We start from the raw sequence: 23,300 nt of genomic DNA, 5'->3' as shown, positions 1-23,300 counted from the left end.
GCATGTGCCGAGCCGTCGATCTCCAGCGCGCCGTACTCGCCAAGAACGAGGCCGCGGCACAGATCCTGCGCACCGAACTCACCGCCCGCGGCACCACCGTCGTCAACCTGCTCTCCAGCCCCGGCAGCGGTAAGACCGCGCTCCTGGAGCGCGAACTGCGCCTCGCCGGGGAGCGGGGCGTCAGCGCCGCCGCGCTCACCGCCGACCTGGCGACCGAGAACGACGCCCGACGCCTGGCCCGCTCGGGCGTCCCCGTGAAGCAGGTGCTCACGGACGGCCTCTGCCATCTGGAGGCCGACATGGTCGCCCGGCACCTGCACGACTGGCTGCCCGAATCCACCAGGCTGCTGTTCGTCGAGAACGTCGGCAACCTCGTCTGCCCCGCCGGCTACGACCTGGGCGAGTCCCTCCGGGTGGTGCTCGCCTCCGTCACCGAGGGCGAGGACAAACCGCTCAAGTACCCGACGGCGTTCGGCCTCGCGCAGCTGGTGATCGTCACCAAGACCGACATGGCCGACGCCGCGGAGTTCGACGAGGCGGCCTTCCGCCGGAACGTCGAGCAGGTCAACCCCGGTGTCGAGGTCGTCCTCAGCTCCGTGCGCGACGGCCGGGGCGCCGGCGCCCTCCTCGACCGGGCCCTCGCGGCGGCCGGGGGGAACCGCGTCCACACCCCGGTGATGGCCCAGGCCGGCGCGTGACCACCGCGCGGCCCGTCACCGCACCCGACACGGCCCCGCGGCGCAGCCGGGTGGTCGTCCGCGGTGTCGTGCAGGGCGTCGGGTTCCGGCCGTACGTCTACGCCCTCGCCACGGGGCTCCGCCTGTCCGGCCATGTGACGAACACGGCCGACGGCGTCGTCGCGGAGGTCGAGGGCGACCCCGCGGACGTGGCGGCGTTCTGCGCGCGCCTCGCGCCCGACGCGCCGCCGCTGGCACGGGTGGAATCCGTCGAGGCGGCAGAGCTGGCCGCGAGCGGAGGCAGCGGCTTCACGATCGTGCCCTCCCGGCAGGGCGGCGCCGTCCGCACGCTCGTCCCGCCGGACACAGCCACCTGCGCCGACTGCCTCGCGGAGCTCGCGGACCCGGCCGACCGGCGGTATCTCCACCCGTTCGTCACGTGCACCCACTGCGGCCCCCGGTTCACCATCGTCACCGGTCTGCCCTACGACCGGGTCCACACGACCATGGCCGGCTTCCCGATGTGTCCGGACTGCGCCCGGGAGTACGGAGACCCGGCGGACCGGCGCTTCCACGCCCAGCCCGTGGCCTGCCCCGCCTGCGGCCCCCGGCTGAGGCTGGTCACGGCACGGGGCGATGGCGGCGAGGACGGGGTCGGCGCCGAGTCGCGTACGGCCGCCGGGTCCCGTACGTGCGCCGATTCCCGTACGGAGTCCCGTACCGATTCCCGTACCGATCTCGACTCCGGTGCCGAGGCCGACGATGACCCCGTCGTCGCCGCGCGGCGGATGCTCGCGGCGGGCGCGATCCTCGCCGTGAAGGGCCTCGGGGGCTACCACCTGGCCTGCGACGCCACCAACGCCGACGCGGTGGCCGAACTGCGCCGCCGCAAGGCGCGCGGCGACAAACCGTTCGCGATGATGGCGGCGGACCTCGCCGACATCGAGCCCCTCGTCCACCTCGGCCCGCTCGAACGTGAGCTGCTCGTGGGCAGCGTTCGCCCCGTCGTCCTGCTGCGGCGCCGTCACGACGCCCGGCCGCGCCACGGTGCCGCCCCGGCGAAGGCGGTGGCACCGGGCAGCCCGGACCTCGGCTTCATGCTCCCGTACACCCCCGTGCACCACCTGCTCCTCGGCCTCGGCGCACCGGACCGGGAGGGGCCCCGGCTGCTGGTCATGACCAGCGGCAACCTCTCGGGCGAGCCCATCGTCACCGACGACGCGGAGGCTCTGACCCGGCTCGCCGGTCTCGCGGACGCCTGGCTGCTGCACGACCGCCCCATCCATGTGCCCTGCGACGACTCCGTCGTCCGTGTCTGCGACGGCGAGCAGCTGACGCTGCGCCGCTCCCGGGGGTACGCCCCGCTGCCGGTCACGCTGCCCGTCGAGGTCGCCCCCGCCCTCGCCGTGGGAGGAGACCTGAAGAACACGTTCTGCCTCGGCGAGGGACGCCAGGCATGGCTCTCCGCCCACATCGGCGACATGGACGACCTGGCCACACAGCTCGCCCTCGCCTCCGCCGAGCGGCAGTTGGAGTCCGTCACCGGCGTACGCCCCGGGCTGCTCGCCGCGGACCGTCACCCCGCCTACCGGTCCACCCGCTGGGCGCGGAGCCATGCCGCGGGGCGCCCCGTCGTACCGGTGCAGCACCACCACGCGCATGTCGCGGCGGCGATGGCCGAGAACGGCGTCGACGGTACGCGGCCCGTGATCGGGGTGGCCTTCGACGGCACCGGCTACGGTCTCGACGGCGCCGTGTGGGGCGGCGAGTTCCTGGTGGCGGACTACGCCGGGTTCTCCCGGTTCGCGCACCTGGCCTACGTACCCCTGCCCGGCGGGGACGCGGCCGTTCGGCGGCCCTACCGCATGGCCCTGGCCCATCTGCGGGCCGCCGGTCTGGCCGCCGAGCCCGGGCTGCCGTGCACCCGCGCCTGCCCGGTCGGAGAACTCCCCGTACTCGCAAAGCAGTTGACCCGCGGACTGAACTGCGTGCTCACGTCCAGCATGGGGCGCCTCTTCGACGCGGTCTCCTCCCTCGCGGGGATCTGCCACCACGCCGGATACGAGGCGCAGGCCGCGATCGAGCTGGAGGCCGCGGCACTGCGCGAACCGGCCGTGGCGGAGGACGGACGCTATGTCTTCCGGCTGGGCTCGCGGCGGGCCGGTGCCCCGCTGACCGCCGACCCCGCGCCCCTGCTCGGCGCGGTGGTCGAGGACGTGCTCGGCGGCACCCCGGCCGCCGTCGTCGCGGCGCGGTTCCACCGTGCCGTGGCGCGCCTGGTCCGTACGGTCTGCGCAGCCGCCCGGAGCGAGACCGGCGTGGAGACGGTCGCATTGACCGGGGGAGTGTTCGCGAACACCGTGCTCTCCTCCGCGTGTGCCCGTGGGCTGCGGGAGGACGGCTTCACCGTGCTGCGCCATCGGCGGATCCCGCCCAACGACGGCGGTCTGGCCCTCGGCCAGCTCGTCGTGGCCGCCCGCGCCACGGACCAACCAGCGGCCGTCCCCGGCACGCCATGACGAGAGCGACAGTGAGGAGACACCCATGTGCCTGGCGGTACCCGGAAAAGTGTTGGACGTCGAGGACCGGGACGGCACCCGGATGGCCACGGTCGACTTCGGAGGCGTGGTCAAGGAGGTGTGCCTGGAGTACCTGCCGGACCTGAAGCCCGGTGAGTACGCCATCGTCCATGTGGGATTCGCCCTGCAGCGTCTGGACGAGGAGTCGGCCAGGAGGACGCTGGAGCTGTTCGAGACCCTCGGCATGCTCCAGGAGGAGTTCGGCGACCCGTGGGAGTCGGCCGCCGGAGCGATGGTGGACGAGCGGCCGGCGCACGAGGGCGTGGCCGGAGAGGTGCGGCAGTGAAGTACATCGACGAGTTCCAGGACCCCGAGCTCGCCCGGCGGCTGCTCGACGAGATCTGCGCGACGGTGACGCGGCCCTGGGCGCTGATGGAGGTCTGCGGCGGTCAGACCCACACCATCATCCGGCACGGTATCGACCAACTGCTTCCTCCTGAGGTGGAGTTGATCCACGGTCCGGGCTGCCCTGTGTGCGTGACGCCGCTCGAGGTGATCGACAAGGCGCTGGAGATCGCGTCCCGCCCCGGCGTGATCTTCTGCTCCTTCGGGGACATGCTGCGGGTACCCGGCAGCGACCGCGACCTGTTCCAGGTCCGCGGGCAGGGCGGCGACGTCCGGGTCGTGTACTCGCCGCTGGACGCGCTGCGGATCGCCGAGCAGAACCCGGACCACGAAGTGGTCTTCTTCGGCATCGGGTTCGAGACGACGGCGCCGCCGAACGCGATGACGGTCCATCAGGCGCGCAAGCTGGGCATCCGTAACTTCAGCCTGCTGGTCTCCCACGTCCGGGTGCCCCCGGCGATCGAGGCGATCATGAACTCCCCGGACTGCCGCGTCCAGGGATTCCTCGCGGCGGGGCACGTGTGCAGTGTGATGGGCACGGCGGAGTACCCGGAACTCGCCGAGCGCCACCGGGTGCCGATCGTCGTCACCGGGTTCGAACCGCTGGACATCCTCGAAGGCGTACGGCGCACCGTCCTCCAGCTGGAGCGCGGGGAGCACACCGTCGAGAACGCCTATCCGCGTGCCGTGCTGCCGGAGGGCAACCCGGCCGCGCGGGCGATGCTGGACGACGTCTTCGAGGTCACGGACCGTGCGTGGCGCGGGATCGGGGTCATCCCCGACAGCGGTTGGCGGCTCTCGGAGCGGTACCGCGCGTACGACGCCGAGCACCGGTTCTCCGTCGAGGGGATCACCACACGCGAGCCGGCCGAGTGCCGTAGCGGCGAAGTGCTGCAGGGGCTGCTCAAGCCCCACGAGTGCGAGGCGTTCGGTACGACCTGCACTCCCCGTTCCCCGTTGGGCGCCACCATGGTCTCGAGCGAGGGGGCGTGCGCCGCGTACTACCTCTACCGGCGGCTCGACCTCGGCACCCCGGCGCAGAAGTCCCCGACCCTGGAAGGCAGTTCCGTTGTCTGAGCTGATGCGCGAGACCGCTCGGGACGAGGCGCCCGACATGCTCGCCTGGACGTGCCCGGCGCCGCTGCGGGACCAGCCGCGTGTGCTGATGGGCCACGGCGGGGGCGGCGCGCTCTCCGCCGAACTGGTCGATCAGATCTTCGCGCCCGCCTTCGGCGGACCCGCCCTCTCGGTCACCACCGACGCCGCGACCGTCGAACTCGGAGGCGCCCGGCTGGCGTTCTCCACCGACTCCTTCGTGGTGCGCCCGCTGTTCTTCCCCGGGGGCAGCATCGGCGACCTGGCCGTCAACGGCACGGTGAACGACCTCGCCATGAGCGGGGCCCGCGCGGCCTACCTGTCCTGCGGCTTCATCCTGGAGGAAGGGGTGGAGACCGACGTCGTGACCCGCGTGGCTCAGGCGCTCGGGGCGGCGGCGCGTGCGGCGGGCGTGGAGGTGGTCACGGGTGACACCAAGGTGGTGGAGGCCGGCCACGGCGACGGCATCTACATCAACACCTCCGGCATCGGCCTGATCGCTGCCGGGGTCGACCTGCGGCCGCAGCGTGTCGTACCCGGCGACGTGGTGATCGTCAGCGGCCCCATCGGCGTCCACGGCGTGGCGATCATGAGCGTGCGCGAGGGCCTGGAGTTCGGGGTCGAGATCGAGAGCGACTGCGCCGCGCTCGGCGGCCTGGTCGAGGCGATGCTCGCCGTCACGCCGGAGCTGCACGTGCTGCGTGACCCCACGCGTGGCGGGCTCGCCGCCTCGCTCAACGAGATCGCGGCCGCGTCGGGCACCGGCGTCGTCGTCCAGGAGCGGGCCGTCCCCGTACCGGCCCCCGTGGCGAGCGCCTGCGCGGTGCTCGGTCTCGACCCGATGTACGTGGCGAACGAGGGCAAGCTGGTGGCCTTCGTCCCGCGTGAGCACGCCGACGCCGTACTGGCCGCGATGCGCGCGCACCCGCTGGGCGCCGGGGCGGCCGTGATCGGGGAGGCCGTCGAGGCGCATCCGGGCATGGTGGTGGCCCGTACCGGCCTCGGTGGTACGCGTGTGGTGGACATGCCGCTCGGGGAGCAGCTGCCGCGGATCTGCTGAGGGTCAGCCCCGCGCGCCGTCCCGGCCGCGGTGGCGTGAGGTGTCGAGGGTCCAGGTGTGGGTGCAGTTCGGGCACTGCAGATGGACCCGAGGCCCCTTGTTGGAGATCAGGTACCGCCAGTGCTCGGCACAGTTGCGGCGCTCCGTGCAGGTCGCACAGTCACGGGCGTCGTCGCACCCCGGGCAGGCGACCCAGGCGCGGCGGGCCCGGTCGGCGTGGGGATCAATGGGAAGCCGCACGGCCCGGCTCCTGTCCCGGCAGCACACCCGCCGCCACGAGCATGGTGTGGATCCGCTGCTGCTCTTCGTCCAGGCCGGAGTAGAGCAGGGCGTGCGCCGCCTCCTCCTCCCGTAGTACGGCCACCGGGTCCCAGTCGGGCCCCAGAGCCGCCACGACCTCGGCCCGGCGGCGGGCCTCCTCGATGGTGAGGTCGATGGTGAAGGTGACGTGGTCGGGATCGGAGCCCTGGTTCATGGCGGATGCTTTCGATGGTGCTTTCGGCGGAGATCCGAAATCGAACAGGTTCCGCCACGTGTATCAGAGGGGGCGGAGGGTGCGGAAGGGCGGGCTTGCCCGGTGAGATGCGAGCGGAGTGCGCGTACGGCGCGGGAATCGGTCGACGCAGGCCCCGGAACGGTGCGAATGAAGGGGTGCGCGGCCCGGGAGGCCGCTGGTGGTGGCTCTCCACGCTGTCGAACGCTGTGGCGCATCTCATGCGAAACCGGTCAGGCGGGCTGAAGTGATCAGGCCGTCGAGCACTCCCTGTCGAAAAGCTGCCGAAACGGTCGGATCATCGTTGTAGTGTCCGCGCCATGACTACGGAAACCGCCGACGCCGAGTGTCTTGCCCTCACACGCAATCTGCGCCGCCGAGGCGCGATCGTCCTCGCCGTCTTCGCCCTGGTCTGGGCCCTCGCGGGCGGCTCGGGGATCGCGGCGGCGCCGGTGTCGGTAGCGATCGGCGTCGTCGCGGCCTGCGTGACGGCCGGCGCGGTGGTCCTCGCCTTCCGGGGCGCGGCGGGTCCCGTGACGCGACCGGTGCGGTTGCCGGAGAAGTGGAACAGAGGGGTCGGCCTCGTCAACATGGCCGAGCTGGTGGCGATCTTCGCGGTGATCGCCGCGTCGAACGCGTCGGGCCACCCGGAATTCATCCCGGTCGGCATCTGCCTCGTCGTGGGGCTGCACTTCTTCCCGCTGGCCCGGCTCTTCGACCAGGACCAGTACAAGTGGACCGCGATCTTCCTGACGGTGGTGTCGGTGGTGGGGCTCGCCGTCCTCGCGGCCGGAGCCACCGCGGAGACGATCCGTACGGTGGTGGGCCTGGGAGCGGCGGCCGTCCTGTGGGCCTCGTCCTTCCACGTAGCGCTGCGCGGCTGACGCCCAGGCCCGTTCGGCGCAATCCGCGGCCGTGTTCGCGTCGTACGGGCCGCCGGCAGGGCAGCGTGGGCGGTCGGTGCCTGTCGAGGCGACGACCCAGGGAAGGGTGGCTCCGACCGTGCAGCCGAGCGAGATCGCCGAGGTCCTGAACCGTCCGCTCAGCCAGGAGCTCCTGGCCCGCGACCTGACCCGGCTGGCGTACGTGGGCAAGGACGACGCGCCCCGGGTCGTCCCGATCGGCTTCACGTGGAACGGCACGGAAGTCGTGATGTGCACACCGAAGAACGCCCCGAAGCTCCCGGCCCTCCGCCGCAACCCTTCGGTCGCCCTGACGATCGACACCGAGGCGCACCCGCCGAAGATCCTGCTGCTCCGCGGCCGGGCCGAGCTGGACGTCGTGGAGGGAATCCCGGACGAGTTCCTCCAGACGAACGGCACCTACGAGATGACGCCCGAGCAGCGGACCGTATGGGAGACCGAGGTCCGATCGCTGTACGACGGCATGGTCCGGATCGTCGTGACCCCGACATGGGCGAAGCTGATCGACTTCGAGACGACGCTGCCCACGGCGGTCGAGGAACTGGTGCGGCAGCGCGAGGAACGCCGACGCGCGTGACGCTCCATGCCGAGATTCCGTAGCCGGTGGGTGGAGACCGGTATGGACCGTCCGAGTCGGGCGGCTTCCTGAGTAGGATCTGCCGGCGGTGGCGGAGCGGAGAACAGGTGGGGGTGGGCGATGGCCGGTCGGGTCACGGCGGTGAGTCGCAACGGGACGTACGCGTTCAGCAAGCCGAATCGGGAGGTCGTCACGCTGCTCGCCGGGCTCGGGGTCGAGGGCGATGTGCATGCGGGTGAGACGATCCGGCATCAGTTCCGCATGACCTACGAGCCGGACCTGCCCAACCTGCGCCAGGTCCACCTGATGCACGAGGAACTCTTCGACGAGCTGGCGCTCAAGGGCTTCGAGGTCTCGGCCGGTCAGCTCGGTGAGAACATCACCACGCGCGGCGTGGACCTCCTGGGTCTCCCCACCGGCGCCCTGCTCCACCTAGGAGACGAGGCCGTGGTCGAGGTGACGGGCCTGCGCAACCCGTGCGCGAAGATCAACGACTTCCGCAAGGGCCTGCTCGCCGAAGTCTTCGCCCTGGACCCCGACTCGGGCGAGTTCACCTTCAAGTCCGGCATCATGGCCGTGGTCCGCCACGGCGGCCGGGTCCGCCCGCACGACCCCGTAGAGGTCGAACTCCCGCCCGCCCCTCACCGCCCCCTGGAGCGCGTCTAGGCGGGCTGAAGCCCGGCGCGGTGGTGCCCGGTCGGTCGGGCGGGTCCCACCGTTCGTTCGCCGTGCCGGTCAGACCTCGCAGCCGATTTCCGCGTCCGTGCCGCCCTCGCCGTCGCAGTCGTCCGTGCCCGCGCCGCCGTTGAGGGCGTCGTTGGCCGGGCCGCCCCGGAGATTGTCGTCGCCCGTGCCGCCGTTGATGACGTCGGTGCCGCCCGCGGTGCCGGCCGAGCCGCCCTGGCTGTTGAAGGTGTCGCCGACGATGCGGTCGTTGCCGCCGCGCCCGTCGATCACGTCGTTGCCCGCGGTGGAGCCCGTGGGGTCGCCGAAGGCGCTGTCCCCGATGATGAGCTCCTCGTTCGCGGAGCCGCCGGTGATGCGGTCGTTCCCGGAGCCGGCCGCCCGGCCGAAGAACGTCGTGTGGTCGCCGTTCGCTCCGACGCCGCCGTCCTCGCCGAGGTCGATGACGCCGTCACCGCCCGCGCCGCTCACATTGCCCAGGAGCGCCTCGTCGTCCCCGCCGGAGAGCAGGTCGGTGGAGGCGCCCCGCGGGGTGCCCTGTACGGCGACGTGGTCGCCGGTCAGGGAGTCGAGGCCGGCGCCTCCGGAGAGCCGGTCGCGGCCCGTGGGGCCGGTGACGTCGCCGGTCAGGGCCCAGTCGTCGCCGACCAGCGAGTCGTCGCCGACGCCGCCGTCGAGCTGGTCGTCGCCCGCGCCTCCGGAGAGCTGGTCCTCGCCCACCCCGCCGATCAGGGTGTCGCTGCCACCCATCCCGCAGATCGGGTCGTTGCCGCCCCCGCTGTCGATCACATCGCGGCCTGCCGTCCCGATGATCACGTCGTCGCCGGGGGTCCCCGTGGTGGTCGTGGCCGTGGCGTCGCAGCAGGTGGGTGCCGCGGCGACGGCGGGCAGGGCGCAGAGGCCGAGGAGGGCGGTGGCCATCGCGGGGGCACAGAGAGCGGCCAGGGCGCGGCGGCGGTAGGTGGTGGTTCTTCGGTCCCCGGGCAAGTGGGCTCCTTCGGCTGCGGGAGGGATCGGCGAGAGAGGTCACCGAGCGTGATCGTCGTCACGGAGAGCGATCACCGCGCGTGATGCCTGCCAGCAACCGGGGTGCGCGTCGCGGAGCCTGCGATGTTTTCATCCGATCGGAATTTCATCAGGTCCGGTGCGCATGGCGATGTCCCGGTCCGCCGCCGTGCGCGGCAGACCGGGACATCGGGATCCGTCGGACTCAGGCGAGCTCGAACCGGTCGAGGTTCATCACCTTGTCCCACGCCGCCACGAAGTCACGTACGAACTTCTCGCCCGCGTCCTCGGCGGCGTACACCTCCGCGATCGCCCGGAGCTGGGAGTGCGAACCGAAGACGAGGTCGACGGCGGTGGCGGTCCACTTGGCGTCCCCCGTGGCACGGTCCCGCCCCTCGAACACGTTCTCCGTCGAGGTCGACGGCTTCCACTCCGTGTCCATGTCGAGCAGATTGACGAAGAAGTCGTTCGTCAGAGCCTCCGGCCTGTCGGTGAACACACCGTGCGCCGACCCCTGGAAGCCGGTGTTCAGAGCCCGCATGCCGCCCGTCAGCACCGTCATCTCCGGAGCGGTCAGCGTCAGCATGTTGGCGCGGTCCAGCAGGAGGGTCTCCGGCGACAACTTCTCGCCCGCCCGCAGGTAGTTGCGGAACCCGTCCGCCTTCGGCTCGAGCAGGGCGAACGACTCCACGTCCGTCTGCTCCTGCGAGGCGTCCGTGCGTCCCGGCGCGAACGGGACCGTCACGTCGTGCCCGGCGTTCTTCGCGGCCTGTTCCACGGCCGCGCAGCCGCCCAGCACGATCAGGTCGGCCAGCGAGATCTTCTTCCCGCCGGACTGCGAGCCGTTGAAGTCCTGCTGGACCTGCTCGAGGGTGCGCACCACCTCGGCGATCTCGGGCAGGTCGTTGACCTCCCAGTCCTTCTGCGGCGCGAGCCGGAGCCGCGCCCCGTTCGCCCCGCCGCGCTTGTCGGTGCCGCGGAAGCTCGCCGCCGACGCCCAAGCGGCCGCCGCCAGTTGGGAGACGGAGAGCCCCGTGCCGAGGATCCGGCGCTTGAGGTCGGCGATGTCCGCGTCGCCGACGAGCTCGTGGTCGACCTCGGGCACGGGGTCCTGCCACAGCTGCGGCTCGGGAATCCACGGGCCGAGGTAGCGCGAGACGGGTCCCATGTCACGGTGCAGCAGCTTGTACCACGCCTTGGCGAACGCCTCCGCGAGCAGATCGGGGTTCTCGTGGAAGCGCTTCGCGATCGGCGCGTAGACCGGATCCATCTTCAGCGAGAGGTCCGTCGTCAGCATCATCGGAGCGTGGCTCTTCGACCGGTCGTGGGCGTCGGGCACCGTGCCCTGCGCCGCGGGATCCTTCGGCGTCCACTGCTGGGCGCCGGCCGGGCTCGTCGTCAGCTCCCACTCGTACCCGAACAGGTTGTCCAGGTACCCGTTGTCCCACCGCGTCGGGTTCGAGGTCCAGGCGCCCTCCAGGCCACTGGTGAGGGTGTCGGCTCCCTTGCCCGTGCCGGCCGTGTTCCGCCAGCCGATGCCCTGCTGCTCGATGGGGGCGGCCTCGGGCTCGGGACCGACGTACGCGGGGTCGACCGCGCCATGGCACTTGCCGAACGTGTGGCCGCCGATGATGAGCGCGGCCGTCTCCTCGTCGTTCATCGCCATGCGTCCGAACGTCTCGCGGATGTCGCGAGCCGCCGCGATCGGATCCGGATTGCCGTTGGGCCCCTCCGGGTTGACGTAGATCAGGCCCATCTGCACGGCGCCGAACGGACCGGTCAGTTCCCGGTCGCCGCTGTAGCGCTGATCGCCGAGCCAGGTGTCCTCGGGCCCCCAGAAGATCTCCTCCGGCTCCCAGATGTCCTCGCGTCCGAAGCCGAAGCCGAACGTCTTGAACCCCATCGACTCCATGGCGCAGTTACCGGCGAAGACCAGAAGGTCGGCCCAGGAGATCTTCCGGCCGTACTTCTTCTTCACCGGCCAGAGCAGACGGCGCGCCTTGTCCAGGCTCGCGTTGTCCGGCCAGCTGTTGAGCGGGGCGAAACGCTGAGCGCCGGAGCCGCCACCACCCCGGCCGTCCTCGATGCGGTACGTGCCCGCCGCGTGCCAGCTCATCCGGATGAAGAGCGGCCCGTAGTGGCCGTAGTCGGCGGGCCACCAGTCCTGCGACGTCGTCATCACGTCGAAGACGTCCCGCTTCAGTGCCTCGACGTCGAGGGTCGCGAATTCCTTCGCGTAGTCGAAATCCTCGTCCATCGGATTGGACTGGGGCGAGTGCGTGTGGAGGACCTGAAGGTCGAGCTGATTCGGCCACCAGTCCCGGTTCGTCCTGGGGCGATCCGGCGTAGGGGTGGGGGAGTCGATTACCGGGTTTTCGCTTTCGCTGCCGGACACGTCCGTCCTTCTTCCTGTCTCGTCATTTCCTGCGGGTGGCGTCCGTATGGTCGCGCACGGGGGACCGCACCGCACGGGAACACGCAGAGCACCCCGGGCGAGGCACGCGAGAAAAGCGGCGTCGTGGGGGCGGATCGCGCCTTCGGTGGTTGGGCCGCCCCGGGAGTGGGACGCTGATAGGTAGGTGGGGGCCCGTGCCGACGAGACTCGGGAGGGCCGAATGGGACGTGATGTCCCGGCGCTGGAGTTCACCCGTGAAGACCGTCGCCGGTTCCGGAACAAGATGCACTCGTGCCTCGACGTGTTCGCGCGGATGCTGCGGGAGTCGCGGTTCGATTTCGAACGGCCGCAGGTCGGTCTCGAAATCGAACTGAATCTCGTGGACGGAAGCGCCGAGCCCGCCATGCGCAGCACGGACGTTCTGGAGGCGATCGCGGATCCCTCCTGGTCGACCGAGCTGGGCCGGTTCAATCTGGAGATCAACGTGGAGCCGCGGCGGCTCACCGCGGGCGGTCCCGACTCCTGGGAGCAGGAAATCCGCGACGCGCTCAATCACGCCGAGGAGAAGGCCGCGGCGATCGGCGCCCATCTCGTCATGATCGGCATTCTGCCGACGCTGGAGCTGACCGACGCGGGCCCGGACTCGCTGTCCGAGAATCCGCGGTACCACCTGCTGAACGAGCAGATCTTCTCCGCGCGGGGCGAAGACCTGCTGATCGCGGTGGACGGGGTGGAGAGACTGCGGACCTACGCGGAGACGATCACGCCCGAGGCGGCGTGCACCAGCACGCAGTTCCACCTCCAGGTCTCGCCGGACGAGTTCGCGGACTACTGGAACGCCGCGCAGGCCATCGCCGGTGTGCAGGTGGCCCTCGCGGCGAACTCCCCGTTCCTGTTCTCCAAGGAGCTGTGGTGCGAGACACGCATCCCGCTCTTCGAGCAGGCCACCGACACCCGGCCGGACGAGATCAAGGTGCAGGGCGTACGGCCCCGGGTCTGGTTCGGCGAGCGGTGGATCACCTCCGTCTTCGACCTCTTCGAGGAGAACACGCGGTACTTTCCGGCCCTGCTGCCGCTCTGCGACGACGAGGACCCGCAGGAGAGGCTCGACCACGGCGGGATCCCGGGACTGGGCGAGCTCACCCTGCACAACGGGACGGTCTACCGCTGGAACCGCCCCGTCTACGCCGTCGTCGACGGCGTACCGCATCTGCGGGTGGAGAACCGGGTCCTGCCCGCCGGTCCCACGGTGGCCGACGTGCTGTCGAACGGCGCCTTCTACTACGGGCTCGTCCGCGCTCTCGTCGACGAGGACCGGCCCGTCTGGTCGCGGATGTCGTTCGTCGCGGCCGAGGACAACCTCCACGCCGCGGCCAGGCACGGCATCGACGCGCAGCTGTACTGGCCCGGCATGGGCGAGGTGCCGGCGACCGAGCTGGTCCTGCGGCGGCTGCTGCCGCTGGCGGACCGCGGCCTCGAGCGGCTCGGCATGGACGCTGCCTGGCGGGAGCCACTCCTGGGAATCATCGAACAGCGCTGCGTCACGGGCCGTAACGGCGCGGTGTGGCAGTCCGAGATGTTCCATCACATCCAGGACATCTCCCACGCCGACCGCCACCAGGCGCTGCGGCGGATGACCCAGCAGTACATCGAGTACATGCATCTGAACGCTCCGGCGCACACCTGGCCGGTCGAGTGATGCCCGCCCGAAGACCTCCCGAGGGGCACGGGGGACCACCGTGAGGCCCGACGACGTGACGCGCGCGGAGTGGCTCCTCGGCCCCGGCGAGCGCGGCAACAGCGCCACGCGCCTCGACAGCCGCCGTCCGGACGGAAAGGCCTGGTCCGAGGGGAATCAGGCGCGCCCCCTGGTGCACGGGGCCGTGTACTTCCGGGAACTGCTGGCGGCCGTCCGCGTGATGCGCGCCGGCGACCTGCTGCTCTTCACCGACTGGCGCGGCGATCCCGACGAGCGGCTCGCCGGGGAGGGCACCGAGATCGGCACCGTGCTCTGCCGGGCGGCCCGGCGCGGCGTCGTCGTGAAGGGGCTGCTGTGGCGCTCCCACCTGGACAGTCTCCGGTTCAGCGAGGAGGAGAACCGTCACCTCGGCGAGGAGATCGAGGAGGCGGGCGGCGAGTGCCTGCTCGACATGCGCGTACGGCCCGGAGGCTCGCACCACCAGAAACTGGTGGTGCTGCGGCACCCCGGGCGCCCGGAACTGGACGTGGCGTACGTCGGCGGCATCGATCTCTGCCACAACCGGAACGACGACGCCACCCACCGGGGCGACCGCCAGTCCCTGCCCATGGCCGCCGCCTACGGTCCGCACCCGCCGTGGCACGACGTCCAGCTCGCCCTGCGCGGCCCGGTCGTCGGCGACGTCGAAGCCGTGTTCCGTGAACGGTGGGAGGACCCCGCTCCGCTCAGCCGCAGCCCGCTCACCCGCCTGCGCCAGCTGGCGCACCGGGAGGACACGGCCGCGGGCAGGCTGCCGCCGCAGGCACCCGATCCGGAACCGTGCGGCACGCACGCCGTACAGCTCCTGCGCACGTACCCGAATCGGCTGCTGCGCGGCTATCCCTTCGCACCCGACGGCGAACGGAGCATCGCCCGGGGGTACCTCAAGGCGCTGCGCCGGGCCCGTGCGCTGATCTACGTCGAGGACCAGTACCTCTGGTCCCCGAGGGTGGTGGCCGGCTTCGCCGAGGCTCTGGCCGGTCAGCCCGGCCTGCTGATGATCGGAGTCGTCCCTTCCGCGCCGGAGCAGGACGGCAGGTTCTCGCTGCCGATGAACCTGATCGGACGGATCAAGGCGCTGGACGAGCTGCGCCGCGCGGGCGGCGACCGGGTCGCGGTGTACGGCCTGGAGAACCACGCGGGGACCCCCGTCTACGTACACGCCAAGGTGTGCGTGATCGACGACGCCTGGGCCTCCGTCGGCTCCGACAACATCAACCTCCGCTCATGGACCCACGACTCCGAACTCACCTGCGCCGTCGTCGACGAGAGCCCGGACCCGCGGCAGCCGCGGGACCCCGGCGGGCTCGGAGACGGCGCGCGGGCCTTCGCCCGCGAACTGCGCCTGGAGCTGATGCGTGAGCACCTGGACGAGGAAGGGACCACCCGGCGGCGGGCGGCGGCGATTCCGGACGCGCTGTGCGACCCCGCGGTCGCCTTCGACGCCTTCGCCAGGGCGGCCACCGCACTGGACGCCTGGCACGCGCGGGGCCGCCTTGGACCACGGCCGGCGGGCCGGCTGCGGCGGTACGTCGTCCCGGACCTGCCGGTGGCGCAGCGGCTGTCCGCCGCGCCGCTGCACCGCGCTCTGATCGACCCGGACGGGCGCCCGCTGAGGCTGCGGCGCCGCAGCACGTTCTGATCCCGGCGACGGGCGCGGTCGTACGGGTGTACGGGCCCGGCTAGGGGGCGGTCGTGCCCGCCGTGATCGGTACGCCGTTCGTACGCAGCACGTCCCGGACGTCGAGGATCAGCGGGAACACCTCGTGGTTCCGGTCCTCGCCCTGTTCGTCCCAGGCCCGCTGCTCGGCCTCCACCGCCATCCGGTCCTGGGCGAACACCCGTTCCGTGAAGCGGCGGATGAACGGCCAGGCGAGGTCCAGCGCCCCCGGGATCGACGGCTTCGCGATCATCAGGAGGCCGTACGCGTGATTGATGCGCTGCTCGGCGTCCTCCGGCACGTAGGCGACCCAGAGGGAGAACGCGGGCAGTTCGGAATGCGTGGGCACCGCCTGGAGCGTCTGGTACGGATATTCGGTGCGTACGGTGACGACATCGGGGGAGTCGGTACCGCCGATCCCTTCGGCGGAGAGCAGTCCGGCGCCGCGGTCTTTCCTGCCGCCGCCGGGAACGAAGAGATAGCGCGCCTCGACGAACCGCGGTCCGGTGTCATAACCCAGGAGCTTGGGCTGGATCTTGCCCAGGACGCCCCGGTGGAGGAACTGGTGATTCATGTCGAGCAAGTTCTCGTGCATGAAGGTGTAGTGACACCGCACCGTGCGCGAGAACGTCATGGTCTTGTGCCGGGAGGAGTAGAACTCCGGCAATTCCGGAAGCGGTGTCGCCGCCGCCTTCTCCGGGTCCCCGGGAAAGACGAACACCAGTCCGTACATTTCGCGGACCGGATAGGCGCGCACGCCCCGCGGTGGCCGGTCGACTCCTTTGGGGAGATAGGGGATCTGTGAGATGCGCCCGTTTCCGCGGTACGCCCACGCGTGATAGCAGCATCGGAGCGTATCGCCCTCGACGACTCCCATGCTCAGCGGTACCTGACGATGTGCGCACCGGTCCTCCAGGGCGAAGACCTCACCGCTGGCACCGCGGTACAGCGCGATCCGCCGGCCCGCGAACACCGCGGCGAACGCCTTTCCCTTGGGGACCTTCCGCGACACGGCGACCGGATACCAGAAATCGGGGTGGATTCCGATTCTCCGGAGGTCGGTGAGGGCCCTGGACTCTTCGGCGGTCGTACGCCGTGGTTGCGCCTCGGTCATTCACCACTCCCTCGCCGGGCAGGCCATCGCTGCGGAACGGGCTCTTCTGCAGGGTGGCAGCGGGCGGGTGGTTCAGCCACCGCGTACCGAGCCGTCACCGCCGGTACCCCGCCCTGCGCGTCGCACCCGCGACGAGGTCTCTTCCAGCTCACGGCGGGTGTCCGGCCGGGCCGGGAGGGCGGCGGCCGGCGCCGTCGGCCGCAGGGCCGGCGGGGTGACGATCGCCGGCCGGACGTGGGCGACGGCCGCCCGGCCGCCTTGCGGCGCGGCGGGTCGGATACCTCCAATCTGACCCCCCCGCCATCCCCGGCGCATGTCGACGGCACGAGCCGGTTCGTGCCGCGAAGGCGAGGAGGGGGCGGACGGAGTGGAGGACTCCGGATCATGTGTGCCCGTGTCAGGAACCGAACCCGTCGCGTTGGCACTCATGATCCATGGGTTCCGGAGACGGCATGCGCCGCGGCCGGGTCCTTCGGAACCTCGCGGCACACCCCAGCCCGTGTGCCGTGTCGAACGAGTCGAGGAATCAACGTGCCCCTGTCGTCGCATCGACGCCTTGCCATCAGCACCACCCTGCTCGCCGCGCTCGCTGCCGGAATCGTTCCCGCCACCGGCGCGGTCGCCGCCCCGGCCGCTCCCGTCGCCACCGCCACCGCCGACGCCGCCGCGGCGGCCGCGGCCGCCCGCCCCACCAGCCCCGCCCCCGACATGGAGGGCGTGGCCGCCGCGCTGAACGCCGCCATGGCCAAGGGCGCACCGGGCGCCATGGCCCGGTTCACCGGACCGAGAGTCGTCCGCACGGAGGCCCTCGGCGTCCGCGACCGCGTCTCGGGCGCGCCGATGGACACCGCCGCGCGCTTCCGCATCGGCAGCGTGAGCAAGACCTTCTCCTCCGTCGTCCTGCTGCAGCTGGTGGACGAGGGCAAGATCGAGCTGGACGCGTCGGTCAACCGCTACCTGCCCGGCCTGCTGCCCGACGACAAGATCACCGTGCGTCATCTGCTCACCCACCGCAGTGGGTTGGCGGACTACACCGACAAGATGTTCAACCAGACCGTCCCTGGCTTCGAGGCCGTCCGGAAGCGGGTCTTCAGTTACCAGGAGCTGGTGGACCTCTCCCTGAGCGAGCCCCGCACCACGCAGCCCGGCGTGGCGTACAAGTACTCGAACGCGAACTTCGTGGTCGTCGGCATGCTCATCGAGAAGGCCACCGGCGGTCCGGTCGCCCAGGAGTACGAGCGCCGCATCATCAAGCCGCTGGGGCTGCGGAACACCTCGTACGTCCACCCCGACACCCTGATCTCCGGGCTGCACGCGCGCGGCTACCTGCACCCCGACGAGGCCGGCGGGGCGCTCGTGGACTCCACGGAGCAGACCGTGTCCTGGGCGCAGTCGGCCGGGGCCGTCATCTCCAACCCGGCGGACCTGAACACCTTCATGACCGCGCTGATGCGGGGCAGGCTGCTGTCGCCGAGGATGCTCGACGCGATGACGACCGTCACCCCCACGGACGCCACCAACACCCGGTTCTACGGCCTCGGCCTGCGCCGCTACGACCTGTCCTGCGGCACCCAGGTGTTCGGCCACACGGGGACCGTGCAGGGCTTCTACACCTACGCCTTCGCGACGCGTGACGGCAAGCGCAGCCTCGCCGCGATGGCGAACACGTCGAACCGGGGCGAGGCCAACACCGCCCTGGGCGGAACGCTGGAGGCCGCGTTCTGCGGCAAGAAGCCGGCGACGGCGAAGTCCGCGTCTCCCGCGGAGCGCGGCTTCTCGACGCTCCCGGCCGAGAAGGACCTGCCCGAGCGCGGCTGACCCACCACCCACCGACCGCGGGTCGGACGGGAGTGATCAGGGGCCATCGGTCGAGCGGACCGGTGGCCCTTCCCCGTGCGGTGTCGTCACTCCGTACGACGGGGCGGTCGTGGGCGGTTCGCCGGCCACCGCGAGGTTCGACCCGACGTGCGGCCACGGCCGCGAAGGCCGCCCACGCCCATGCGCTCGCCGCTCGGGGGACACCGGCGCCCGGCCGCCCCGCCCGCGCGCAGTCGCGGACGGGGCCGGGCGCGATCCACCTCGGGGGCCAGGGCGAGGACCGCGTACCCCCAACCCTCCCACCGGCCATCCGCCCGCAACAGGGTCGTGCACGAAAGAACCGGGGGCATATTCCGTGACGACCGGGATGCGGCTCCCCGGGCGCCGGGTCGGCCCCGCCGTCCGCCGCTCGTCACGCGCTCGTCGTCGCGCCGCGGTGTTTCACGAACTCGGCCTTCGGCGGCGTCCCGGAGTCCAGGAGCCCGGCCACGGACCAGCCGCACGCCGCATAGAAGGCGTTGGCCGCGCCGTTGCCGGCGAAGCTCTCCAGCCGGAGCTCCGCGTACTCGGCGAAGAGCATCTCCTCGGCCCGTGAGAGCAGCACCCTGCCCAGGCCCTGACGATGGCTACGTACGTCGATCATCATCAGATCGACGGTCGCACCGTCGAGAATCATGAGCCCCGGCACCTCGCCGTCCGCCTCCAGGCACTCCTGGAGGACCGGGAGGTCCTCTCCGCGAGCAGGGCGCACCACGGTGCGGGACGGCGGCAACGACACGTCGACTCCAGGCTCTCATCCACCACGACCAGGCAATTCTGCCGGTCCGCCGGCTCACACCGCCGGTCCGGCCGGTGTGTGACGAGCGTTACCGTGCATGATCGCCCGCGGTCACATCGGCGCAACGGGCGTTCCGTACCGTCGAGGCCACGCTCGATCGACAGAGAGGCCCCAGCCCGTGCCCCCACAGGACTCGTCGGCCGCCGTCGACCAGGTGCGGACCGTCTGCTCCTACTGTGGCGTGGGCTGCGGCGTGCTCCTCGACATCGCCTCCGGCCCCGACGGCCGCCGCACCGTCCTCAAGGCCTCGGGCGACAAGGCACACCCCGCGAACCGCGGCCGGCTCTGCACCAAGGGCGTGACCACGGCCGACATGCTCGCCGCGCCGGGACGGCTGACCACCGCCCTCGTACGCCCGGAGCGCGGGGCCGGACCCGTACCGGCCCCGGTGGGCGAGGCGATCACGGACACGGCCCTGCGGCTGCGGGCCGTCATCGACGAGCACGGGCCGGACGCCTTCGCGATGTACGTGTCAGGGCAGATGAGCCTGGAGGCCCAGTACCTGGCGAACAAGCTGGCCAAGGGCTACATACGCACCAACCGGATCGAGTCCAACTCACGGCTGTGCATGGCGAGCGCGGGCAGCGGCTACAAGCTCTCCCTCGGGGCCGACGGACCGCCCGGTTCGTACGAGGACTTCGAGCGGGCCGACGCCTTCCTCGTCATCGGCTCGAACATGGCCGACTGCCACCCCGTCCTGTTCCTGCGCCTGATGGAGCGGGTGAAGGCGGGCGCCCGGCTGATCGTCGTCGACCCGCGGCGCACCGCCACCGCCGACAAGGCCGGCCTCTTCCTCCAGATCACCCCCGGCACCGACCTGGCCCTGCTCAACGGACTGCTGCACCTGCTGCACGAGAACGGGCACACCGACGCCGACTTCATCGCGGAGCACACCGAGGGCTGGGAGGCGATGCCGGCCTTCCTCGCGGAGTACCCTCCCGCGAAGGTCGCCGAGATCACCGGTGTGCCGGAGGCCGACATCCGGCGGGCGGCGGAGTGGATCGGCACGGCGGGGGAGTGGACGAGCTGCTGGACCATGGGGCTCAACCAGTCCACCCACGGCACCTGGAACACCAACGCCCTGATCAACCTGCACCTGGCGACCGGCGCGATCTGCCGCCCGGGCAGCGGGCCGTTCTCCCTCACCGGCCAGCCCAACGCCATGGGCGGGCGCGAGATGGGGTACATGGGGCCGGGCCTGCCAGGACAGCGCTCGGTGCTCGTCGACGAGGACCGAGCCTTCGTCGAGGAGCTGTGGGGGCTGGAACCCGGCACCGTGCGCCAGGACGGCTCCGGCACGGGAACCGTCGACCTGTTCCGCCGCATGGCCGACGGCGAGATCAGGGCCTGCTGGATCATCTGCACCAACCCCGTCGCCTCGGTCGCCCACCGCAGCACCGTGATCGAGGGACTGGAAGCGGCCGAACTCGTCATCACCCAGGACGTGTTCGCCGACACCGAGACCAACGCCTACGCCGACGTCGTACTCCCCGGCGCCCTGTGGACCGAGACCGAGGGCGTACTGATCAACAGCGAACGCACCCTCACCCTCGCCCGCCCCGCGGTGGATCCGCCGGGGGAGGCGCTCGCCGACTGGCGGATCATCGCGCGGATCGCCTGCGCGATGGGGTACGAGGAGGCGTTCTCGTACGACAGCGCAGAGGAGGTCTTCGAGGAGATCAAGCGCGCCGCGAACCCGAGGACCGGGTACGACCTGCGGGGCGTGACCTACGAGCGGCTGCGCGCCACGCCCGTGCAGTGGCCCGCCCCCACCGCCGACGGCCCGGACCGCAACCCGATCCGCTACCTCGCGGACGACGGCGGTCCGGTGTTCCCGACGGCGAGCGGACGGGCGGTGTTCTTCGCCCGCCCCCACGTCCCGGCGGCCGAAATGCCCGACGACGACTATCCGTTCGTCCTCAACACCGGGCGGCTCCAGCACCAGTGGCACACCCTCACCAAGACCGGCAAGGTCCCCGCACTCAACCGGCTCGCCCCGGGGCCGTTCGTCGAGATCCACCCGGACGACGCGGAACGCCTCGGCATCGGCGAAGGCGACTCGGTGGAGGTCGCCTCCCGGCGCGGCCGGGCCGTGCTGCCCGCGGTCGTCACCGACCGGGTGCGGCCGGGCTGCTGCTTCGCGCCGTTCCACTGGAACGACCTGTTCGGCGAGTATCTGAGCATCAACGCGGTGACCAACGACGCCGTGGACCCGATCTCCTTCCAGCCCGAGTTCAAGATGTGCGCGGTGACGCTGGCGAAGGTCGCCGCACGCCCGGACGAGCCGTCCGTGATCGCGGAGCCGTCCGTGATCGTGCCGTCCGTGATCGTGCCCTCCGCCGTTCTGCCAGGCGCCGCGGCCGTCTTCGGGCTGGAGGGCACACCTCCGCCCACGCTCGCCGAGCACGAACGCCAGTACCTGGTCGGCTTCCTCGCCGGGCTGGCGTCCGGCGTGCCGGGTGTTCCCGTCCTGCCGCCGGGCGCCCCGTTCAGCGACGAGCACGCGCGCTGGGTGAACGGGGCGCTCGCGGGCCTGTACTCCCGAGCGCCGCAGGCCGTCATGGACGACACGCCCGGCACCCCGACCGCCTCCGGCCGTGAGGTCGTCGTGCTCTGGGCCTCCCAGACGGGCAACGCCGAGGAGTTCGCCGCGTCCGCCGCGGAGCGTCTCTCCGCGGCGGGCCACCGCCCTGCGCTCCTCGGCATGGACGGCACGGATCCGCGGTCCCTGCCGCCCGCCGCCGACCTGCTGCTCATCACCAGCACCTTCGGCGACGGCGACGCCCCGGACAACGGCTCCGGGTTCTGGGACGCGCTCACCGCCGCCGACCCCCCGAGCCTTGAGGGCAGGCGGTATGCCGTACTCGCCCTCGGGGACTCCTCGTACGACGACTTCTGCGGCCACGGGCGCCGCCTGGACCGGCGCCTGGACGAGCTGGGTGCCGTCCGTCTGGCACCGCGCACGGACTGCGAGCCGGACTACGAGCACTCCGCCGACGCCTGGCTGGCGCATGTCCTCGACCGGCTCGCCGGAGAGCCGACGGCCGAAGTCACGCCTGCCGCTTCCCCGCCTGCCGCTTCCGCGCCGGGCGCCGCCCCTTCTCCGGCTGCCGCGCCGGTCCGTACGAGCAAGCCGGCCCAGGCCACCGCACGGCTGACGGGCAACCGTCTGCTCAGCCTGCCGGGGGCGGGCAAGGAGGTCCGCCGGTTCACCTTCGACACCCGGGACAGCGAGACCCCCCTCCTCTACGAGGCCGGCGACGCCCTCGGCGTCCACCCCGTCAACTGCCCCGACCTCGTGACCGAATGGCTGGCGGTCACCGGAGTCGACCCCGCCGCCACGGTCGAGATCGCCGGCATCGGCGCGGTCGGGCTCGCCGACGCCCTGCACCGGCACCTGGACATCACCCGCCTCACCCCCGCCCTCCTCGCCTTCGTCCACGAACGCACCGGCGACCGCGACCTGAGGAAGCTGCTGCGCCCCGACAACAAGGGCGAACTCGCCCGCTGGTCCTGGGGCCGCCAGGCCGTCGACGTCATCGCCGAGCACCCGGTCCGCGCCTCCGCGCAGGAGTGGGCGAGCGTCCTCAAGCGCCTCCAGCCGCGCCTGTACTCCATCTCCTCCAGCCCGCTCACCGTCCCCCACGAGGTGTCCCTGACGGTCTCCGTCGTCCGGTACGAGAACCTCCACGGCCGCCCCCGCAAGGGAGTCTGCTCGCCGTACCTCGCCGATGCGCCGCCCGGCGCCCCCGTGCCCGTCTCCGTCCGGCGCTCACCCCACTTCCGGCCTCCGGCCGACCCCGGCACACCGATGGTGATGGTCGGCCCGGGGACGGGAGTGGCTCCCTTCGTCGGCTTCCTCGAAGAACGCCGGGCCCGCGGCCACCAGGGCCCGAACTGGCTCTTCTTCGGGGAGCAGCACCGTGCCACGGACTTTCTCTACGAGGACGAGCTGACCGCCTTCCTCGCCGAGGGCACCCTCGCGCGGCTCGACACCGCCTTCTCACGCGACCAGCGCGCCAAGGTCTACGTCCAGGACCGGATGCGTGAGCACGGGCACCAGCTCTGGTCCTGGCTCCAGGACGGCGCGCACTTCTACGTCTGCGGCGACGCCTCTCGGATGGCCGAGGACGTCGACCGGGCGCTGCGGGACATCGCCGTCGCCCACGGCGGTCTCGACGAGGAAGGGGCGGGGCTGTACGTCAAGCGGCTCGCCGCCGACAAGCGGTACGTCCGCGACGTGTACTGACGCCCGACGCGCCCTCTGTGCGCCCCCCTGCGCCCGCACGCGCCCCCCGG

At 71.7% G+C, this 23,300-nt stretch carries 18 protein-coding genes; 12 read left to right on the top strand and 6 right to left on the bottom strand.

Annotated features, from left to right (window positions below):
- Nucleotides 1–2 precede the first annotated feature (2 nt).
- Genes hypB through hypE form a run of 5 tightly spaced genes read left to right on the top strand, consistent with a single transcriptional unit; the run spans nt 3 to nt 5,756 of the window.
- Nucleotides 3–698: a hydrogenase nickel incorporation protein HypB gene (hypB, locus tag ACZ3OF_RS13875; protein WP_361673156.1), complete on the top strand. Its 696-nt coding sequence runs from the start codon at nt 3–5 to the stop codon at nt 696–698.
- Nucleotides 695–3,196, top strand: a complete 2,502-nt coding sequence (hypF, locus tag ACZ3OF_RS13870) for a carbamoyltransferase HypF (protein ID WP_467304648.1) — start codon at nt 695–697, stop codon at nt 3,194–3,196. Before hypB ends, hypF begins: the two co-directional genes overlap by 4 nt.
- Nucleotides 3,197–3,221: 25 nt before the next feature.
- Nucleotides 3,222–3,542 (top strand): HypC/HybG/HupF family hydrogenase formation chaperone, encoded by a 321-nt coding sequence (locus ACZ3OF_RS13865; RefSeq protein WP_361433718.1) that lies wholly within the window; start codon nt 3,222–3,224, stop codon nt 3,540–3,542.
- On the top strand, nt 3,539–4,678 hold the full coding sequence (hypD, locus tag ACZ3OF_RS13860) for a hydrogenase formation protein HypD (RefSeq protein WP_361673161.1): 1,140 nt from the start codon (nt 3,539–3,541) through the stop codon (nt 4,676–4,678). The genes ACZ3OF_RS13865 and hypD overlap by 4 nt, the downstream gene beginning before the upstream one ends.
- 4 nt (nt 4,679–4,682) lie before the next feature.
- Nucleotides 4,683–5,756 (top strand): hydrogenase expression/formation protein HypE, encoded by a 1,074-nt coding sequence (gene hypE / locus ACZ3OF_RS13855; RefSeq protein WP_467304645.1) that lies wholly within the window; start codon nt 4,683–4,685, stop codon nt 5,754–5,756.
- 3 nt (nt 5,757–5,759) lie between these two features.
- Here hypE and ACZ3OF_RS13850 read toward each other — a convergent pair whose 3' ends face one another.
- Both ACZ3OF_RS13850 and ACZ3OF_RS13845 read right to left on the bottom strand, forming a co-directional pair.
- Nucleotides 5,760–5,996 carry a hypothetical protein gene (locus ACZ3OF_RS13850; RefSeq protein WP_361673165.1) on the bottom strand — a complete coding sequence of 79 codons (237 nt, stop codon included), beginning with the start codon at nt 5,994–5,996 and terminating at the stop codon, nt 5,760–5,762.
- Nucleotides 5,980–6,231: a DUF6400 family protein gene (locus ACZ3OF_RS13845; RefSeq protein ID WP_361673168.1), complete on the bottom strand. Its 252-nt coding sequence runs from the start codon at nt 6,229–6,231 to the stop codon at nt 5,980–5,982. The genes ACZ3OF_RS13850 and ACZ3OF_RS13845 overlap by 17 nt, the downstream gene beginning before the upstream one ends.
- Nucleotides 6,232–6,569: 338 nt before the next feature.
- Between ACZ3OF_RS13845 and ACZ3OF_RS13840 the strand changes: the two genes are divergently transcribed.
- The 3 genes from ACZ3OF_RS13840 to ACZ3OF_RS13830 all read left to right on the top strand — a co-directional run bounded on the left by ACZ3OF_RS13840 (nt 6,570) and on the right by ACZ3OF_RS13830 (nt 8,415).
- On the top strand, nt 6,570–7,133 hold the full coding sequence (locus tag ACZ3OF_RS13840) for a DUF7010 family protein (protein WP_361673170.1): 564 nt from the start codon (nt 6,570–6,572) through the stop codon (nt 7,131–7,133).
- Nucleotides 7,134–7,251: 118 nt separating this feature from the next.
- Nucleotides 7,252–7,749 (top strand): pyridoxamine 5'-phosphate oxidase family protein, encoded by a 498-nt coding sequence (locus tag ACZ3OF_RS13835; protein WP_361673343.1) that lies wholly within the window; start codon nt 7,252–7,254, stop codon nt 7,747–7,749.
- A gap of 120 nt (nt 7,750–7,869) precedes the next feature.
- Nucleotides 7,870–8,415, top strand: a complete 546-nt coding sequence (locus tag ACZ3OF_RS13830) for an MOSC domain-containing protein (RefSeq protein WP_467304641.1) — start codon at nt 7,870–7,872, stop codon at nt 8,413–8,415.
- A 69-nt stretch (nt 8,416–8,484) separates the two neighbouring features.
- Here the strand turns inward: ACZ3OF_RS13830 and ACZ3OF_RS13825 are convergent, their stop codons facing one another.
- Both ACZ3OF_RS13825 and katG read right to left on the bottom strand, forming a co-directional pair.
- Complete coding sequence (locus tag ACZ3OF_RS13825) at nt 8,485–9,420, bottom strand: calcium-binding protein (protein WP_467304639.1); 936 nt, start codon at nt 9,418–9,420, stop codon at nt 8,485–8,487.
- A 223-nt stretch (nt 9,421–9,643) separates the two neighbouring features.
- Nucleotides 9,644–11,833 (bottom strand): catalase/peroxidase HPI, encoded by a 2,190-nt coding sequence (gene katG, locus ACZ3OF_RS13820; RefSeq protein WP_467304637.1) that lies wholly within the window; start codon nt 11,831–11,833, stop codon nt 9,644–9,646.
- A 220-nt stretch (nt 11,834–12,053) separates the two neighbouring features.
- On the opposite strand from katG, the gene ACZ3OF_RS13815 reads away from it, so the two are divergent.
- Complete coding sequence (locus ACZ3OF_RS13815; protein ID WP_361673176.1) at nt 12,054–13,532, top strand: glutamate-cysteine ligase family protein; 1,479 nt, start codon at nt 12,054–12,056, stop codon at nt 13,530–13,532.
- A 40-nt stretch (nt 13,533–13,572) separates the two neighbouring features.
- Nucleotides 13,573–15,213: a phospholipase D family protein gene (locus ACZ3OF_RS13810; RefSeq protein WP_467304635.1), complete on the top strand. Its 1,641-nt coding sequence runs from the start codon at nt 13,573–13,575 to the stop codon at nt 15,211–15,213.
- Nucleotides 15,214–15,253: 40 nt separating this feature from the next.
- On the opposite strand, the gene ACZ3OF_RS13805 is transcribed toward ACZ3OF_RS13810, so the two are convergent.
- Nucleotides 15,254–16,345, bottom strand: coding sequence for an aromatic ring-hydroxylating dioxygenase subunit alpha (locus ACZ3OF_RS13805; protein WP_361673181.1), 1,092 nt, complete (start codon nt 16,343–16,345; stop codon nt 15,254–15,256).
- A gap of 531 nt (nt 16,346–16,876) precedes the next feature.
- On the opposite strand from ACZ3OF_RS13805, the gene ACZ3OF_RS13800 reads away from it, so the two are divergent.
- The gene (locus ACZ3OF_RS13800) at nt 16,877–18,163 is read left to right on the top strand and encodes a serine hydrolase domain-containing protein (protein WP_467304632.1); all 1,287 of its coding nucleotides are present in this window, start codon (nt 16,877–16,879) and stop codon (nt 18,161–18,163) included.
- 412 nt (nt 18,164–18,575) lie between these two features.
- On the opposite strand, the gene ACZ3OF_RS13795 is transcribed toward ACZ3OF_RS13800, so the two are convergent.
- Entirely contained in the window at nt 18,576–18,941 is a 366-nt protein-coding gene (locus tag ACZ3OF_RS13795) for a GNAT family N-acetyltransferase (protein ID WP_361673185.1), read from the bottom strand.
- A gap of 253 nt (nt 18,942–19,194) precedes the next feature.
- Between ACZ3OF_RS13795 and ACZ3OF_RS13790 the strand changes: the two genes are divergently transcribed.
- Nucleotides 19,195–23,250 carry a molybdopterin-dependent oxidoreductase gene (locus tag ACZ3OF_RS13790; protein ID WP_467304973.1) on the top strand — a complete coding sequence of 1,352 codons (4,056 nt, stop codon included), beginning with the start codon at nt 19,195–19,197 and terminating at the stop codon, nt 23,248–23,250.
- Nucleotides 23,251–23,300: the final 50 nt, after the last annotated feature.

The organism is Streptomyces sp. NPDC022552 (assembly GCF_055561875.1).
The sequence above is the reverse complement of the archived record's forward strand: the minus strand, read 5'-3'. Positions and strand labels throughout refer to the sequence as shown.

Bases quoted from the DNA above. Each gene is read 5' to 3' on its own strand.
- ACZ3OF_RS13805 (WP_361673181.1), bottom strand. From the start codon at position 16,345: ATGACCGAGGCGCAACCACGGCGTACGACCGCCGAAGAGTCCAGGGCC.
- ACZ3OF_RS13840 (WP_361673170.1), top strand. From the start codon at position 6,570: ATGACTACGGAAACCGCCGACGCCGAGTGTCTTGCCCTCACACGCAAT.
- hypE (WP_467304645.1), top strand. From the start codon at position 4,683: ATGCGCGAGACCGCTCGGGACGAGGCGCCCGACATGCTCGCCTGGACG.
- ACZ3OF_RS13865 (WP_361433718.1), top strand. From the start codon at position 3,222: ATGTGCCTGGCGGTACCCGGAAAAGTGTTGGACGTCGAGGACCGGGAC.
- hypB (WP_361673156.1), top strand. From the start codon at position 3: ATGTGCCGAGCCGTCGATCTCCAGCGCGCCGTACTCGCCAAGAACGAG.
- ACZ3OF_RS13830 (WP_467304641.1), top strand. From the start codon at position 7,870: ATGGCCGGTCGGGTCACGGCGGTGAGTCGCAACGGGACGTACGCGTTC.
- ACZ3OF_RS13845 (WP_361673168.1), bottom strand. From the start codon at position 6,231: ATGAACCAGGGCTCCGATCCCGACCACGTCACCTTCACCATCGACCTC.
- ACZ3OF_RS13815 (WP_361673176.1), top strand. From the start codon at position 12,054: ATGGGACGTGATGTCCCGGCGCTGGAGTTCACCCGTGAAGACCGTCGC.